The organism is Chelativorans intermedius, from assembly GCF_025398255.1.
Taxonomy (GTDB): domain Bacteria; phylum Pseudomonadota; class Alphaproteobacteria; order Rhizobiales; family Rhizobiaceae; genus Chelativorans; species Chelativorans intermedius.
Genome location: NZ_JAODNW010000014.1, coordinates 90,768 through 106,019, shown reverse-complemented (window position 1 = coordinate 106,019; position 15,252 = coordinate 90,768). Strand labels below are relative to the sequence as shown.

The 15,252-nt window shown below is 64.6% G+C and carries 17 protein-coding genes and 2 tRNA genes; 8 read left to right on the top strand and 11 right to left on the bottom strand.

Annotated features, from left to right (window positions below):
* Nucleotides 1–2 precede the first annotated feature (2 nt).
* Entirely contained in the window at nucleotides 3–1,196 is a 1,194-nt protein-coding gene (locus NYR58_RS11510; protein ID WP_261520876.1) for an FAD-dependent monooxygenase, read from the top strand.
* An 8-nt stretch (nucleotides 1,197–1,204) separates the two neighbouring features.
* Here the strand turns inward: NYR58_RS11510 and NYR58_RS11505 are convergent, their stop codons facing one another.
* From NYR58_RS11505 to NYR58_RS11490, 4 genes are all read right to left on the bottom strand, one after another.
* Complete coding sequence (locus NYR58_RS11505) at nucleotides 1,205–2,014, bottom strand: amino acid ABC transporter ATP-binding protein (RefSeq protein ID WP_315903335.1); 810 nt, start codon at nucleotides 2,012–2,014, stop codon at nucleotides 1,205–1,207.
* A 30-nt stretch (nucleotides 2,015–2,044) separates the two neighbouring features.
* On the bottom strand, nucleotides 2,045–3,535 hold the full coding sequence (locus tag NYR58_RS11500; protein WP_261520875.1) for an amino acid ABC transporter permease: 1,491 nt from the start codon (nucleotides 3,533–3,535) through the stop codon (nucleotides 2,045–2,047).
* A 9-nt stretch (nucleotides 3,536–3,544) separates the two neighbouring features.
* Nucleotides 3,545–4,729, bottom strand: coding sequence for an amino acid ABC transporter permease (locus tag NYR58_RS11495; protein ID WP_261520874.1), 1,185 nt, complete (start codon nucleotides 4,727–4,729; stop codon nucleotides 3,545–3,547).
* Nucleotides 4,730–4,839: 110 nt separating this feature from the next.
* Complete coding sequence (locus NYR58_RS11490) at nucleotides 4,840–5,862, bottom strand: amino acid ABC transporter substrate-binding protein (protein WP_378074574.1); 1,023 nt, start codon at nucleotides 5,860–5,862, stop codon at nucleotides 4,840–4,842.
* Nucleotides 5,863–6,121: 259 nt separating this feature from the next.
* Here NYR58_RS11490 and NYR58_RS11485 point away from each other — a divergent pair, with 259 nt between their 5' ends.
* The 3 genes from NYR58_RS11485 to NYR58_RS11475 all read left to right on the top strand — a co-directional run bounded on the left by NYR58_RS11485 (nucleotide 6,122) and on the right by NYR58_RS11475 (nucleotide 7,985).
* The gene (locus tag NYR58_RS11485; RefSeq protein ID WP_261520872.1) at nucleotides 6,122–7,291 is read left to right on the top strand and encodes a cystathionine beta-lyase; all 1,170 of its coding nucleotides are present in this window, start codon (nucleotides 6,122–6,124) and stop codon (nucleotides 7,289–7,291) included.
* Between the two features lie 125 nt (nucleotides 7,292–7,416).
* The gene (locus NYR58_RS11480) at nucleotides 7,417–7,671 is read left to right on the top strand and encodes a hypothetical protein (protein ID WP_261520871.1); all 255 of its coding nucleotides are present in this window, start codon (nucleotides 7,417–7,419) and stop codon (nucleotides 7,669–7,671) included.
* Nucleotides 7,671–7,985 (top strand): hypothetical protein, encoded by a 315-nt coding sequence (locus tag NYR58_RS11475; protein WP_261520870.1) that lies wholly within the window; start codon nucleotides 7,671–7,673, stop codon nucleotides 7,983–7,985. Before NYR58_RS11480 ends, NYR58_RS11475 begins: the two co-directional genes overlap by 1 nt.
* A 54-nt stretch (nucleotides 7,986–8,039) precedes the next feature.
* Here NYR58_RS11475 and NYR58_RS11470 read toward each other — a convergent pair whose 3' ends face one another.
* Entirely contained in the window at nucleotides 8,040–8,321 is a 282-nt protein-coding gene (locus tag NYR58_RS11470) for a hypothetical protein (protein WP_261520869.1), read from the bottom strand.
* Nucleotides 8,322–8,830: 509 nt separating this feature from the next.
* Between NYR58_RS11470 and NYR58_RS11465 the strand changes: the two genes are divergently transcribed.
* Together NYR58_RS11465 and NYR58_RS11460 are read left to right on the top strand one after the other, a co-directional pair.
* Complete coding sequence (locus NYR58_RS11465; RefSeq protein ID WP_261520868.1) at nucleotides 8,831–9,448, top strand: hypothetical protein; 618 nt, start codon at nucleotides 8,831–8,833, stop codon at nucleotides 9,446–9,448.
* Entirely contained in the window at nucleotides 9,445–10,194 is a 750-nt protein-coding gene (locus NYR58_RS11460; protein WP_261520865.1) for a hypothetical protein, read from the top strand. The genes NYR58_RS11465 and NYR58_RS11460 overlap by 4 nt, the downstream gene beginning before the upstream one ends.
* On the opposite strand, the gene NYR58_RS11455 is transcribed toward NYR58_RS11460, so the two are convergent.
* The 6 genes from NYR58_RS11455 to NYR58_RS11430 all read right to left on the bottom strand — a co-directional run bounded on the left by NYR58_RS11455 (nucleotide 10,195) and on the right by NYR58_RS11430 (nucleotide 13,297).
* Nucleotides 10,195–10,271, bottom strand: a tRNA-Arg gene (locus tag NYR58_RS11455).
* Between the two features lie 144 nt (nucleotides 10,272–10,415).
* Nucleotides 10,416–10,721 (bottom strand): ETC complex I subunit, encoded by a 306-nt coding sequence (locus NYR58_RS11450; protein WP_261520863.1) that lies wholly within the window; start codon nucleotides 10,719–10,721, stop codon nucleotides 10,416–10,418.
* A gap of 60 nt (nucleotides 10,722–10,781) precedes the next feature.
* Nucleotides 10,782–10,858: transfer RNA gene (locus NYR58_RS11445), tRNA-Pro, on the bottom strand.
* A gap of 90 nt (nucleotides 10,859–10,948) precedes the next feature.
* Nucleotides 10,949–11,629 (bottom strand): DnaA regulatory inactivator HdaA, encoded by a 681-nt coding sequence (gene hdaA, locus NYR58_RS11440; RefSeq protein ID WP_261520861.1) that lies wholly within the window; start codon nucleotides 11,627–11,629, stop codon nucleotides 10,949–10,951.
* A complete protein-coding gene (locus NYR58_RS11435) occupies nucleotides 11,626–12,768 on the bottom strand; it encodes an AI-2E family transporter (RefSeq protein WP_261520859.1) in 1,143 nt (380 codons plus the stop codon). The genes hdaA and NYR58_RS11435 overlap by 4 nt, the downstream gene beginning before the upstream one ends.
* Entirely contained in the window at nucleotides 12,734–13,297 is a 564-nt protein-coding gene (locus NYR58_RS11430) for a CDP-alcohol phosphatidyltransferase family protein (protein WP_261520857.1), read from the bottom strand. Before NYR58_RS11430 ends, NYR58_RS11435 begins: the two co-directional genes overlap by 35 nt.
* A gap of 173 nt (nucleotides 13,298–13,470) precedes the next feature.
* On the opposite strand from NYR58_RS11430, the gene purM reads away from it, so the two are divergent.
* Together purM and purN are read left to right on the top strand one after the other, a co-directional pair.
* Nucleotides 13,471–14,535 carry a phosphoribosylformylglycinamidine cyclo-ligase gene (purM, locus tag NYR58_RS11425; RefSeq protein WP_261520855.1) on the top strand — a complete coding sequence of 355 codons (1,065 nt, stop codon included), beginning with the start codon at nucleotides 13,471–13,473 and terminating at the stop codon, nucleotides 14,533–14,535.
* The gene (gene purN, locus NYR58_RS11420; protein ID WP_261520854.1) at nucleotides 14,532–15,242 is read left to right on the top strand and encodes a phosphoribosylglycinamide formyltransferase; all 711 of its coding nucleotides are present in this window, start codon (nucleotides 14,532–14,534) and stop codon (nucleotides 15,240–15,242) included. The genes purM and purN overlap by 4 nt, the downstream gene beginning before the upstream one ends.
* Nucleotides 15,243–15,252: the final 10 nt, after the last annotated feature.

Genomic DNA, 15,252 nt, shown 5'->3' with positions numbered 1-15,252 from the left:
CCGTGGACAGCCGCAGCATCGCGATTGCCGGCGGCGGGATCGCCGGACTTGCGGCCGGGCTGTGCCTGGCGGCAGGGGGCTTCACGGTCACCATCCATGAGCGCGCCGAGCGGCTGGAAGAGGTGGGCGCCGGCCTGCAGCTTTCGCCCAATGCGACGCGCATCCTTGCCCGCCTCGGCGTGGTTGAACGGCTGAACGCGGCGGCGGTGCGGCCCTCGGGCGTGGTCCTCACGGATGCGGCAAGCCTGAGGCAGCTTGCGCGGATGCCCTTGGGTGCGGCCGCGGAACGACGCTGGGGCGCGCCCTATCTGGTGGTTCACCGGGCGGACCTGCAGGCCGCCCTCATCGCACAGGTGCGCACGACGGCGGCCATCCGGCTGGAACTCGGCACGGAGGTGGCCAATGCGGAGCTCACACCGGAGGGGGCCATGCTTGTGCTGGAGGATGCCGGCGGGCGGCGCCGCGAGACGGCCTGCGACCTGCTGATCGGCGCGGATGGCGTGTGGTCGCGCCTGCGCGCCCTCGCCGGCGGTCCGGCGAGCCGCTTTACCGGCTATGTCGCCTTCCGCACGGTCGTGGAAGCGGGCGAAGCGGCGGCGCGCACGCTGGCCGGCGATGCCGTCACCGCCTTTCTTTCCCCGCGATTTCACCTGATCGCCTATCCCTTGCGCGGCGGGGCGGCGTTCAATCTGGTGCTGGTGACGCGCGGCGCGCAGACCCCGCGCGGCTGGGCGACACCGGCCGATGCGTCCCATCCGGCGCAGGCGGTGCGCGGCGCAGCCCCCGCCCTGTCGCGCCTCGTCGGGATGGCCGGAGACTGGACGGCCTGGCCGCTCAACGAAGTCCCGCAAGGCGGACGCTGGACCATGAATGGACGGCTGGTGCTGATCGGCGACGCGGCCCACGCGCTCACCCCCCATGCCGCCCAGGGCGCCGCCATGGCGATCGAGGATGCGGCGGCTCTTGCGCACTGCCTGGCGGCAGAGGAACAGGCAACGGCGCTTGCGACCTTCGAGCGCCTGCGCAAGCCGCGACTTGCCCGGGTTGCCCGGCGCGGCGATCTCAACCGCCTGGCCTGGCACGCAGGCGGCGTGACCGCGCTTGCCCGCAACCTGCTCTTTCGGCTGCGCAGCGGAGAAAGCCTTGCCGCCGACCTCGACTGGCTCTATGGCCACGACGCCGCCGGCAGGCGATAGCTCCGCCGTCAGTGCAGGATCTGCGACAGGAACAGCTTGGTTCGCTCGTGCTGCGGGTTGTCGAAGAACTCGGCGGGCGTGTTCTGCTCCACGATCTGCCCCTGATCCATGAAGATCACCCGATTTGCGACCTGCCGGGCAAAGCCCATCTCGTGGGTGACGCAGATCATGGTCATGCCTTCCTGCGCCAGATCCACCATGGTGTCGAGCACCTCCTTGATCATCTCGGGATCGAGCGCGGAGGTCGGCTCGTCGAACAGCATGATGCGCGGGTTCATGCACAGGGCGCGGGCAATCGCTACGCGCTGCTGCTGGCCGCCGGAAAGCTGGCCCGGATACTTGCTGGCCTGCTCGGGGATCTTCACGCGCTCCAGATAGTGCATGGCGATCTCCTCGGCCTCGCGCCTCGGCATCTTGCGCACCCAGATGGGAGCCAGCGTGCAGTTTTCGAGAATGGTGAGATGCGGGAACAGGTTGAAATGCTGGAAGACCATGCCGACCTCGCGGCGCACCTCGTCGATCTTCTTAAGATCATTGGTAAGCTCGATGCCATCGACGATGATCTTGCCCTTCTGGTGTTCCTCCAGCCGGTTGATGCAGCGGATCATGGTGGATTTGCCCGAGCCGGAAGGGCCGCAAACGACGATCCGCTCGCCGCGCATGACCTTGAGATTGATGTCGCGCAGCACGTGAAACTCGCCATACCACTTGTGCATGCCGATGATCTCGATCGCCACATCGGTCTCCGAGATCTGCATCCTGGAGGGATCGACCTTCCTTTCCTGCGGGTCGACTGCGCTCGCGTTCTGGGCTGCCATCTTCTTTCCCCTTGAGCGGCCGTTGGCCGGTTATCGTTCGTGACCGGTGTGAAGCCGGCGTTCGGTATAGATGGAATAGCGCGACATGCCGAAGCAGAAGAGCCAGTAGACGAAGGCGGCAAAGACAAGCCCCGTGGCCGCCGTGGTCGGCGTGATCCAGTTGGGATCGGAAAAGCCGCGCCGCACCGTGCCCAAAAGATCGGCAAGGCCGATGATGTAGACCAGGCTCGTGTCCTTGAACAGGCCGATGAAGGTGTTGACGATGCCCGGAATCACCAGCTTGAGCGCCTGCGGCATGATGACGAGCCGCATCATCTGCCAATAGCCGAGGCCCAGCGCCATCGCGCCTTCATACTGCCCCTTGGGGATCGCCTGCAGGCCGCCGCGCACCACCTCCGCCATGTAGGCGGCGGAGAACAGCGCGACGCCGATGAGCGCCCGCAGGAGCTGATTGAAGGTGACACCGTCGGGCAGAAACAGCGGAATCATGAAAGCCGACATGAACAGGACGGTGATCAGCGGCACGCCGCGCCAGAACTCGATGAAGATGATGGAGAACAGCCTCACCGCCGGCAGGTGCGAACGCCGCCCCAGCGCAAGCAGGATGCCGAGCGGCAGCGAGGCGGCAATGCCGATGAGGGCGACGACCAGCGTGACCAGAAGACCGCCCCAAAGATTGGTGGGCACCGGCTGGAGGCCGAAATCGCCGGCAAGCAGGACGATGAGGGCCAGAACAGCCAGCGGCGCGGCAAGCACGGCCATCAGGTTTCCCCGCCCCCCGCCGGCGCGCGTGGACAGCGCGCTTGCCGCCACCGAGGCGAGTGCGACCAGAAGCGCGACAAGGGACAGGCCGGAGAAGCGGAAGACCATGATCCTCACCTGCCCGCTGGAGACGAGGTTGGAGAGGACGAGAACGGCAAACGCCGCCAAGGCGAGCCACGTTGCCCAGCGCACCAGCCGCTGCGACACGGCGACCTGACCGGCTGCAAGGGCGGCGGCCACGAGGCTCGCCGAGGCGAACAGGAAGGCCACCCAGCCGCCGCTGACCGTGAAATGCCCGCCCGTCAGAAGCACGAGCGCCACGAAGGGAAAGGCGCCCAGAAGCGCCAGGGCATTGAGCCGCTTGAAGGGGGCTGCGGGAATCGCCAGCGGCAGCGCGAGCGCCACCAGAAGCGCGATCACCACATCCACGCGCCAGCGCTCGGCCACCGGGTAGAGCCCGTAGACGAACTGGCCGAACTTGGCGTGCACGAACGCCCAGCAGGCACCCACCGCCTGCCCTTCCTGCGCCAGGCACGCCTCGCGGTTCTCGCCGGAAAAGACCGCCGAGAGGAAGGCCCACTGGAAGATGTTCCAGGCTGCCCAGAGGGAAAACAGGCCCAGCACCACCGTCAACATGGAATCGAACGGGGTGGCGAACAGGTTCCTGCGCAGGATGCCCCAAAGGCCGACCTCGCTGGGCGGCGGCGGCAGGGCCGGCTTCTGCTCGCTGGCGACATAGGCAGTCATATGCTCCTTCATCGCCGCCTCCTATCGCTCCACCAGCGCCATGCGCGCGTTGAACCAATTCATGAAGGCCGAGGTGGCCAGGCTGAGGCCCAGATAGACGACCATCCAGACCGCCACGACCTCCACCGACTGGCCGGTCTGGTTGAGCACCGTGGACCCCACGGCGACAAGCTCCGGGTAGCCCACGGCCAGCCCCAGCGAGGTGTTCTTCGTCAGGTTGAGATACTGGCTTGTGAGCGGCGGGATGATGACGCGAAAGGCTTGCGGCACGATGACCAGCCGCAGCGCCTGACTGCGCGTCAGCCCGAGTGCGGAAGCCGCCTCCGTCTGCCCCCAAGAGACGGCGAGAATGCCGGCGCGCACGATCTCGGCAATGAAGGATGCGGTGTAGAAGGAAAGCGCCAGAAACAGCGCCAGAAACTCCGGCTGCACGTTCCAGCCGCCGACAAGGTTGAAGCGCGTGGCCTCGGGATACTCGAAAGAGACGGGAAAGCCCGACAGCGCGAAAATGACGAGCGGCAGCCCGACGATCAGCCCGAGCCCAGGCCAGAGGGTGGAGCGCTGCTCGCCGGTGCGCATCTGGTGCCGCCTGTTGACCCGCGCAAGCACGAGCGTTCCGGCAATGCCGGCCACAATGGCCAGGAAAGTGAAGAGGGCCGATGGCTCGAACAGGGCAGCCGGCGTCTGCAGCCCGCGATTCGACAGATAGGAACCGAACGGCAGCTCGATGGCCTGGCGCGGCAGAGGCAGCACCGCCAGCACGCCGAAATACCAGAACAGGATCACGAGCAGCGGCGGGATGTTGCGGAAGACCTCGACATAGATGGTGCTGAGTCCGCGCACCAGATAGTTGCGCGACAGCCGCCCGATGCCGATGATGAAGCCCACGATGGTGGCGAGCGTGATGCCGGCACCCGCCACGATGATCGTGTTGGTGATGCCAACCAGCAGCGCCCGGCCATAGCTCGAGTTCGCCGTGTAGTCGATCGGCACCTGGCCAATGTCGAAGCCGGCGCGCGTCGACAGGAAGCCGAAGCCGGAGGCGATGTTGGCCTGGGCCAGGTTGCGCACCGTGTTGTTGACCAGCCATGCGGCGAAGGCCAGGATGGCAATGATCATCACGATCTGAATGATCAGACCGCGCGTGCGCGGGTCGCGCATGAGCGACACGCGCGGCTCGGAAACGCTTTGAATGTCAGCCGTCATTTGATCCGCCATGCGCAGCGGCGAACGCACGGCAGCCGGTGTGGCCCTCGCGCTCGCCCGGGTCCAAGCGGGCGGCGCCGCGTCTGCGCGCGCGGCGCCGGCTCAAGCGATCAGCGGATCGGCGGAGCGTATTGCAGACCGCCCTTGGTCCACAATTCGTTCATGCCGCGCTGGATGCGAAGCGGCGTATCGGGGCCGACATTGCGATCGAAGATCTCGCCATAGTTGCCGACCGCCTTGATGACATGGACCATCCAGTCGTTGGTCAGGCCGATATCCTGTCCGAACGAACCGTCGACGCCCAAGAGCCGGCGGATGTTCGGATTGTCGGAGTTCAACATCTCGTCGACATTGTCCTGGGTAATGCCCAGCTCCTCGGCGTTGAGCAGGCCGAAATGCACCCACTTGACGATGTCGAACCACTGTTCGTCACCCTGGCGGACCACCGGACCCAGCGGCTCCTTGGAGATGATCTCGGGGAGCACCACATGCTCCTCCGGGTTGGCAAGCTCCAGGCGCGTGGCGTAAAGGCCGGAGGAATCCGTCGTCAGCACGTCACAACGGCCCTGCTCGTAGGCGGCGTTGACATCCGACTGGGACTCGATGACGACCGGGTTGAACTCCATGTTGTTGGCGCGGAAGTAGTCCGTCAGGTTGAGCTCGGTCGTCGTGCCGCTCTGCACGCACACGGTGGCGCCGGAAAGCTGCAGGGCGGAGGTGACGTTCAGATCCTCGCGGACCATGAAGCCCTGGCCGTCATAGAAGTTGACACCCACGAAGTTGAGGCCGAGCGCGGTGTCGCGGTTCATCGTCCAGGTGGTGTTGCGCGCCAGCATGTCGACTTCGTTGTTCTGCAGGGCCGGGAAGCGCTGCACCGCCGAGAGCGGCACGTACTGCACCTTGCTGGCGTCGCCCTCGAAGACGGCCGCGGCCACGGCCTTGCAGTAGTCGACATCCAGGCCCTGCCATTCGCCCTGGTCGTTCTGCGATGCGAAGCCGGGAAGGCCTGTGTTGACACCGCAGCGCAACTGGCCCGCGCTCTTCACATCATCGAGCGTGGCTGCGGAGGCCGGAACGGCAGCGAAGGCCATCGCGACCGAGCCGAGCAGTGCCTTGACGAGATTGTTCATGATTGTTGACCCTTTTTCTGTCGTTGAGGGTTCATCCCCTAATGGTTCTGTGCGGAAGCAGACGCTGGCCGGCCAGCCTGGACGACTTCGGGCGCACGCTTCCTCTCCCAAGCACGCCGCCATCGAATGCCATAAATCCGCGCTGGTCAAGAGCGAATGGCCCCCGTTCACACCCTCCGGCAGGGTTGAGAATGCGACGCGAAGCTTCTATGCGGGAGCGGGTGCCCGCCGGCACGGGACGGCAAAGCAAGAGGATGACGCGATGGGACAGAAACGGCAGAAAGCGGGCGTCAACACCAGGCTTGCCCATATGGGAAACGACCCGCGCGACTTCTTCGGCTTCGTCAATCCGCCGGTCGTGCATGCCTCCACGGTGCTGTTTCCCGATGCCGCCACCATGGCCGCGCGCAACCAGAAATACACCTATGGCACGCGCGGCACGCCGACCACGGATGCGCTGGCTGCGGCGATGAACGAACTGGAGGGGGCGGCCGGCACGATCATCGTGCCTTCCGGGCTTGCCGCCGTGTGCGTGCCGCTTCTGGCCTTCCTGTCGGCCGGCGATCATGTGCTGATCGTCGATTCGGTCTACCATCCGACGCGCCGCTTTGCCGACACCATGCTGAAGCGGCTGGGGGTGGACGTCCAATATTACGACCCGCTGGCCGGGGCGCAGATCACCGGGCTGATGAAGCCCAACACGAAGGTGGTGTTCACCGAATCGCCCGGCTCCAACACTTTCGAGATGCAGGACATTCCGGCCATTGCCGCCGCCGCCCACGAGGGCGGCGCGGTGGTGATGATGGACAACACCTGGGCGACGCCGCTGTACTTCCGCCCGCTCGACCACGGGGTCGACATTTCCATCCACGCGGCGACGAAATATCCGGCCGGCCATTCCGACCTGCTGCTGGGAACGGTCTCGGCCAACGATGCCTGCTTCGAGCGGCTCTACGACACCTTTCTCACGCTTGGCGCGTGCGCGGGGCCGGACGATGTCTACCAGGTGCTCAGGGGGCTGCGCACCATGGGCGTGCGGCTGGCACGCCACCAGGAAAGTGCGCTTGAGATCGCCCGCTGGCTGGAAGGACAACCCGGCGTGGCGCAGGTTCTCCACCCGGCGCTCGAATCGCACCCCGGCCATGCCATCTGGAAGCGCGATTTCTCCGGCGCCAGCGGCATTTTCTCCATCGTGCTCGACGGCGGGGGCGAGCCGGCGGCTCACGCCTTCCTCGACGCGCTGGAAATCTTCGGCCTCGGCTATTCCTGGGGCGGCTATGAAAGCCTCGCCGTCCATGTCTTCCTCGGCGACCGGACGATCGCCACGGGCCCCTATGCCGGGCCGGTCATCCGGCTGCAAATCGGTCTTGAAGACGTGGACGACCTGAAGGCGGACATCGAGAAGGGTCTGAACGCCGCCCGCACTTGCTGAATGGCGCGGCAGGTCTTGCCGAGAAAAAGGCAAGGGCCCGAACCACGCGCAAGCCCATTCGCGCCGGAGAATGTGTCAACCATCTCTCCGGTATAAACCGTAACCTATGTCTCCGGAAGGCGACCATGCACGCGATCCTGTCTGCTCCCGCCTTCCTTTCCGGGCTTACGGAGGAGCAGGTGGCGCTTGCCCGCAACGAGGCGGCCAGGGTCGTCGCGGCGCAGGATTTCGAGCAGTTGCAGGCGCTGCAGAACGTGATTGCGGCTGTGGAGCAGGCCGGGGGAAAGATCGTCCTGCGCACGGGCGAATTAGCCCGCTACCGCAATGGCACGGGAGCCCACGTCGGCCGGGCCGTGAAGGGGCTGAAGGAGATCCGGTGATGACGTACGACCACGACACGCGCGAAATGCAGCGGCTTCGCGAGGAGAGGGCCCGGATGGAAGGCCAGCTTGCGGCCCATCGTCAGTTGCTTCTTCGTGACCCCGAATTTCTGGACGCCCTCCGGGCCCAGGCATGGCTCGTGCGGGACCGGAGCCGGGTCCGCTTAGGCGAAGACGGCCAGTCGGTGATCTTCCCCGACGAGTGGCCAGAGGGCGTAAACCCCGCCGCCTACGCCGAGCGGTTCCTTGATCGGTACCAGGAGCGTGCGGCGTTGCGGGCCCGGCTCCAGGAATTGGACGAGGGCGATGACTGAGCGGGAGCTAAAGCTGTCAGAGCAGCGCCGCATTGACCAGCAGCAGGTGCTGCTTCAGGCCACGTGACTCATGATTGCCTTTGGAAGTGAAGAGCCTGAGAGATAGCTCGTGATCCACCGAATGTGGCAGAGCATTCGCCTGGCTCGTTCCTCGGTAGAAAGGGCGGGCGTAAAGTAGGCTGCCTGTAGCAAATCGATTGCGAAGAGTCCCAGCATCCCATGCTCGTCATCGCAATCAGAGAGGTACTCCGCCGCATTCCGAAGATCATTCGCGATGACATCCCAATCGGGCTCGAACAGTTCGGGGTCTTCATCGGTAGAATAGCAAATGCGCATGTCTGCGCCTCCTTTCGCGGAAGGCGCTGACCGGATGGCAATGTCCATAGTAAATGCCGACGGCCAGCGCACAGTGTGGATTTTCTGTGGCTTATTCCGTCGGCTCGCTGGGTCCACGCGGCCGACCAAGCGGCCTGAAAAGCGATTTAAGGGGCTTGGCGTGTCGCCCGCCGGCTCGGTCCCGGACTGCACCGTCGTTGGTCATGCTGTCCCGAGCAGATTGACACTAAGCCGTATTCCCGGCGCTCGTCTACAGTTTTCTGATTCGCCCTTACGCACACACGGCACGAGCAATGCGCTTCACTTCATTCCATATGTATCATCCTAGTCCAATACCAGTAGAATTCTGTTTCGATGCGATAATTGCTTTGCTTTTCAATGCCTTACATGACGGACGAAATACATAAGAAACCGACATTGAGACCTGTCCATACACACCAATACATAATTCTTGCACAGGGAGCTTTTTCAAGTTACATAGATGAACTTGCAGTTGAAGGAGCGATGCTGTGGAAGAAAGCGAACCCAAAGAAACTTTTGCCATCACAATAAAGGGTGATGGCATTTCGATTGAGAAGAGCGTTTCCAGTCAAACTGCGCGGCAACTCATCAACATCATATTGGGTGGTGGTGGGAGTACGTATGAGAATGTACCGCGCCAAGAGCACCCGGTATCCAGTAACCGCGTTTCTGCTGAAGAACGCTCATCCGGCCCATTAGGCTCTCCTGGCCCCTCTGTCTCCCCTGGTCGCCGTGTATCGTTGCGTGAGTTTCTTGATGACGCGCAGGCCCAACGCAATCCGGACAAGATCGTAGCCATAGCCGAATACCTTTACGTCCACGACAGCATTGACCTGTTCACGCGAGATGACATTAAGGGACGGTTTCGCGTGGCGGGTGAGGCAGCGCCAGCCAATTTCCCGAGGGACTTCAGTTGGGCAGTAAGGAACGGATGGATCGCAGAGGATCTCAAGTCTGCGGGATCGTTTTATGTCACGCAGAAAGGGCGAACCGCTATTGAGAATAAGTTCTCAGGCGAGATTAAGAAAGCCACTTCCCAGCCAACTCCCCGAAAAAGGTCCCGCAAGACAAATAGCGCACCAGCAGTCGGAGAGGCTGCTGAATGACTCCGAAAGCACATGTCGCTCGGTTTCTTACTGCTCGCGACCCAGCTCTGGGTGATCCCCATGGTCTTGCTGATGATCGATTGCGCGTATTGTGGGTCTTAGCAGCTGTTCGCGAAGACCCTGAACTCGCTTATATGACTCCATCCCAGGTAGCGGACGTTCTCTGCGACGGAGAAGCTATTCACGTTCCCCGTCAGCGAGCCGCAGGTATCTTACAAAAGGAACGAGGCACAGTTGCCAAGAAGCGTTACCAAGGCCGTATCCACTACAGAATTATGAAGCAAGGACTTGAAGAAGTTGCACCTGCTTCTTTGTCCTCCGTCTATGTCGATCCTGAACAAGCGCTGTCTCAGATTCGGCGAATGGAGGAGGTTTTAGCTTCGCTGAAGGGTGATTTGAAAATTTGTGATCCGTACATTGAGAACAAGACGCTTGACTTCATCGCAGAGTGCACTGCGTCTTCATCGATAAAGCTGCTTACGGTCAATGTCCTAAAGGAGACAAAATTCCGGCGCGACTTAGCAGCTTATCAAAAGGAGCACACAAAACCGCTTGAGGTAAGGGTGGCGCCCAACGGCGGGCTCCACGATCGATATATTCTTCATGAAGATGGAATGCTGCTTATGGGTACTAGCCTAAACGGCTTTGCAAAAAAGCAATCGTTCCTGGTGACGCTCGGTCCTGATATAAAGGCTGCTACTGAAACTGCATTCAATAAAACTTGGGCCTCAGCTACGAAGTTTTGATGGCGACCCCGGCGTGACTCGAACACGCAACCTGTGGATTAGAAGTCCACTGCTCTATCCAGTTGAGCTACGGGGCCTCAACACGGTTCGCTACACGGTTCTACCGCATTGCAGCAAGACCTAAGTTACTAATCCTCCACCGCTTTTCCCATCGAAAGCCGCCACTTAGAAGGCCGGTGCTCTATCCAGCTGAGCTACGGGGCCGGTGCGGGTGGCGGGCTTCAGTGCGTCCACGGAATTTTGCGGTCATAGCGGAAATTGTCCGCATAGGAAACCTGGCGCCGCTTTGCCCGCTTGGCTTCCTCGACCTGATAGGGGATGCCGTGCCGCCGGGCATAGGCCACCGCCTCCTCCTTGGTGGGAAAGGTCAGGCGGATCTGGCTTCTGGCATCGGTGGTGCTGGTGTAGCCCATCAGCGGGTCGATGCGGCGCGGCGATTCGGGCTCGAACTCCAGCACCCACTTGCCGGTCTTGGCGGTGCCGGACTGCATGGCTGTTCTGGACGGGCTGTAGATGCGCGCGGACACTTGGGCCACCCTCACACTGTTGACGTCTTCCCATCCCGGCCCTTCCGGCCCGGGAGGCGCTGGTCGGAGCGGCAGGATTCGAACCTGCGACCCTCTGCTCCCAAAGCAGATGCGCTACCAGGCTGCGCTACGCTCCGCGGCGCAAAATTCCCTATAGCGTCCCGATCGGCGGGGCAAGCCCCGGCTGCGGCTTTCTTGCCGCACGGGCGCCCTGCCCCCAAAGGAGCTCAGCCCGCCTCCATGGCGCCGATCACCTCCGCCGCCAGGGCGCGCGTGATGCGCGCCTTGCGCTCCAGCGCGGCGCGGTCGAGACGCTCCACCACCTGCTGTGCCGCCGAAAGCGAGCGCTCGATCCGGCGCACCAGGAACTGCACCACATGCGGCTCCACCGCCACCTGGCGGTCGGCAAAGAGCTTGAAGATGACGCCCGACAGCAGCATGTCGTCGGGCTCGCCGATCTCCACCAGCGCGGCCGCCTTCAGCCGCGACAGGAGATCGGGCAGCGCCACGCCCCAGGCGGCGGGAAAGCGCCGGGCGGTGAGAAGCAGGTGATGGCCTGCACTCCTTGCCGTGTTGATGAGGTGGAAAAGCCCCCGCTCGTCGCGCCCAGGCGCATCGGCGTCGTCGATCAGCACCGGGCCACGCTCGGCAGCGGCAAACGCATCGGCACCGACATGGCCGGCGGGAACCGCCAGCGCGTCGGCGCGCGCGCACCAGATGGCGCCCAGATGCGACTTGCCGGCGCCGGCCGGCCCTGCCAGCACCACAACGGGCGACGGCCAATCGGGCCAGCCCTCCACCAATGCGACAGCGCGCGCATTGGCCGGCGTGACCACCAGATCGTCGCGCGAGCGCGCTTCCTCATGCGCCAGCTCGAGCGGCAATTGCCGCGGACGCCCCTTCGTCATCGCCGGCCTGCCGCGTCGCTGCCGTCTCTCTCCTGCGCGCCATAAAGGGGCGAGGCGAGGTAGCGGGCCAGGGCGAAGCGTACCAGGACGGCGATCGCCGCCGCCGCCGGCACGGCAATCAGAAGCCCTACGAAACCGAACAGATAGCTGAAGGCGAAAAGCGAGAACATCAGCCACACCGGATGCAGGCCGACGCTGCGGCCCATGAGAAGCGGATGGAGGATATTCCCCTCGATGAACTGTCCGACGAAGAAGATCACCGCCACGGCGGCCACCCAGTACCACTCCGGCCAGAACTGCACCACGGCAACGCCCACCGAAAGGGCGAGCCCCAGCAGCGAGCCGACATAGGGGATGAAGCTGATGAGCCCGGCGAACAGGCCGATGAGCAGGCCGAAATTGAGCCCCACGGCCGTCAGGCCCGCGGCGTAGAAAATGCCGAGGATGAGGCACAGCGTGCCCTGCCCGCGCACGAAGCCGGCCACCGCCGTGTCGATGTCGCGGGCGATCTGGCGCACCGTTTCCAGATGGTCGCGCGGGATCCATCCATCCACCTTGTCGATCATCCGGTCCCAGTCGAGCAGCATGTAGAAGGCGACGACCGGGGTGACCACGAACAGGCTGACGAGATTGACCAGCGCCAGCCCGGAGCTCCACAGCGAGCGGAAAAGGGTGGCGACGAAGCCGGTGCCCTGGGTAAGGAGAGAGTTCAACCCCTCCTGCAGGGTCTGCTGGTTGACGCCCACCGCCGCCTCGAACCAGCCCGGATCGAGACGGGAGATGAGCGCCTGCAGGCGGGAGAGATAGTCCGGCAGGCGGGCTGCGAACTCGACAAGCTGGTTGCTGAGCACCGGGATGACGAGCATGAGCGCCAGGACGAGCGCGATCACGAAGGCAACCAGGATGACGATGGTGGCGGCCAGCCGGCCGAGACCCAGCCGCTGCAGCCGGTCGGCCACCGGATCGAGGAAATAGGCGAGCACCATGCCGGCCAGGAAGGGCAGCAGGATGGAGCTGAACACATAGAGAAACAGGACGAGGCCGCCCGCCGCGGCAAGCCAGAAGGCAATCTGACGCGCCAGCCCGTTGCGCGCCGGCGCCCGGTCAGTCGCGTCCTTGTGGGGTGCCGGTATCGACATAGCCGCCCATGTGCTTGATCCAGGAGACGAGATAGGCCGCACCGGAAGCCACGGTCAAGAGGCCCGACAGATACACCAGGCCGCTATAAACGATGCCAGGCGTGAAGGACAGGGCAAGGCTGGCCAGCACGAGCGCGGCAAGCAGGATCTGCACCAGCGTGTTGGCCTTGGAGACGAGAAGCGGCTTCATGGGCACGGGATTGCCCATGACCGTGGACAGGACCACGCCGCCGACGATCAGCGCATCGCGCGAGACGGCGGCCACCACCAGCCAGAGCGGCAGATGCCCCATATAGCCCAGAACCACGAAGACGCTGACGAGAAGCAGCTTGTCGGCGATGGGATCGAGATAGGCGCCGAGTTCGCTGCGCTGGTCGAACTGGCGGGCGATGAAACCGTCGACGGCGTCGGACACGCCGGCAGCCAGGAAGCCCGCGAAGGCCCAGTCCACCTCCTGCGTGATGAGCGCGAACACCACCGCCGGCACGAGCAGAAACCGGAACAGTGTGATGATGTTGGGGATGGTCACGCCTTTCGTCTCCCTGCCTGCGGCGCGGAACCTGCCTCAAAGGCCTGATAGATGGCGGGTCGCCCTTTCCGCTTCAAGGGAAAAGATTTGGTCCACCGCCGGCGCGGGCCGCTTGCGATCACGGCCTGCTTCGTGCCAATAGCCGGGAAACCTGCCAGGAAGGGACAGTCTGGATGAGCGGGAAGAAGAACGGGCTCTCCTATGCCGATGCCGGCGTGGACATCGACGCGGGCAATGCGCTGGTGGAGAAGATCAAGCCGCTGGTGCGCGCGACGCGCCGGCCGGGCGCAGACGGCGAGATCGGCGGTTTCGGCGGCCTGTTCGACCTCAAGGCCGCAGGATTTGCCGATCCCGTGCTGGTGGCGGCCAATGACGGGGTGGGCACCAAGCTGAAGGTGGCCATCGAATCGGGTCGGCATGGCACGGTGGGCGTGGACCTTGTCGCCATGTGCGTGAACGACCTCGTGGTGCAGGGGGCGGAGCCGCTGTTCTTCCTCGATTATTTCGCGACCGGCAGGCTCGATCCCGAGCAGGGTGCGGCCGTCATCGCCGGCATCGCCGAGGGCTGCCGGCAGGCCGGCTGCGCGCTCATCGGCGGCGAGACGGCCGAGATGCCGGGCATGTATGCCGAGGGCGACTACGACCTGGCCGGCTTTGCCGTGGGCGCGGCGGAACGCGGCCGGCTGCTTCCCACGGACGACATCGTGGAGGGCGACGTTATCCTTGGCATCGCCTCCTCCGGCGTGCATTCCAACGGCTTCTCGCTGGTGCGCAAGATCGTCGCGGCAAGCGGACTGGGCTGGGACGACCCCGCCCCCTTCGACAGCGGCAGAACGCTGGCCGAGGCTCTTCTGGAGCCCACGCGCATTTATGTGAAGCCGGTGCTTTCGGCCATCAGGAACACGCATGGCATCAAGGCGCTGGCGCACATCACCGGCGGCGGCTTTCCCGAGAACCTGCCGCGCGTGCTGCCACCGGCCTATGCGGCGGAGATCGACCTGTCGGCCATCGAGGTGCCGCCGGTCTTCTCCTGGCTGGCCGCGCAAGGCGGCGTGCAGGCGCAGGAGATGCTGCGCACCTTCAACTGCGGCATCGGCATGGTGGCCGTGGTGGCGGCCGGCCAGGCGGCGCAGGTGGCAGCGGTGCTGCAGCAGGCGGGCGAGCACGTGGAAACATTGGGCGGCATCGTGGCGCGCCGCCAGCATGGCGTGATCTATCGGGGAGCACTCGACCTATGACGGCAAGGAAGAAGGTGGCGATCCTGATCTCCGGCCGCGGAAGCAACATGGGCGCGCTCATCCGCGCGGCGGCGGAGGGCGACTATCCGGCCGAGATCGCCGGGGTCATCAGCGACCGGGCGGACGCGCCGGGCCTGGCCGCCGCCGGGGCCGCCGGCATTCCCGCACGCGCCGTGGCGCGCGACGAGCACGCCGACAAGGCCGCCCACGAGGCCGCCATCGAGGCGGCCCTGCAGGAGCTTGGGGCCGAACTCGTCTGCCTTGCCGGCTTCATGCGCCTGCTCAGCGCCGGGTTCGTGAGCCGCTGGAGAGGGCGGATGATCAACATCCACCCCTCGCTTCTGCCGCTCTTCAAGGGCCTTTCCCCACACGCCCAGGCGCTGCAGGCCGGGGTGCGCGTGCACGGCTGCACGGTGCATTTCGTGACCGAGGAGACCGATGGCGGGCCGATCGTCGCCCAGGCGGCGGTGCCGGTCCTTGCCGACGATACCGAAGAAAGGCTTGCCGAAAGGGTGCTGAAGGCGGAGCACAAGCTCTATCCCCTCGCCCTGGCCCTCGTCGCCTCCGGCGCGGCCCGCATGGAGGACGGCAAGACGGTGTTTCCCACCCCCGGCGACATCGGCTGGGGCGAACGCATGAGCCTGCTCGTCCCGTCCACGGTGGAAAGAGCGGCGAACCTGGAGGACCTGGCGCGACGCACGCCGTGAGCCACCCGCC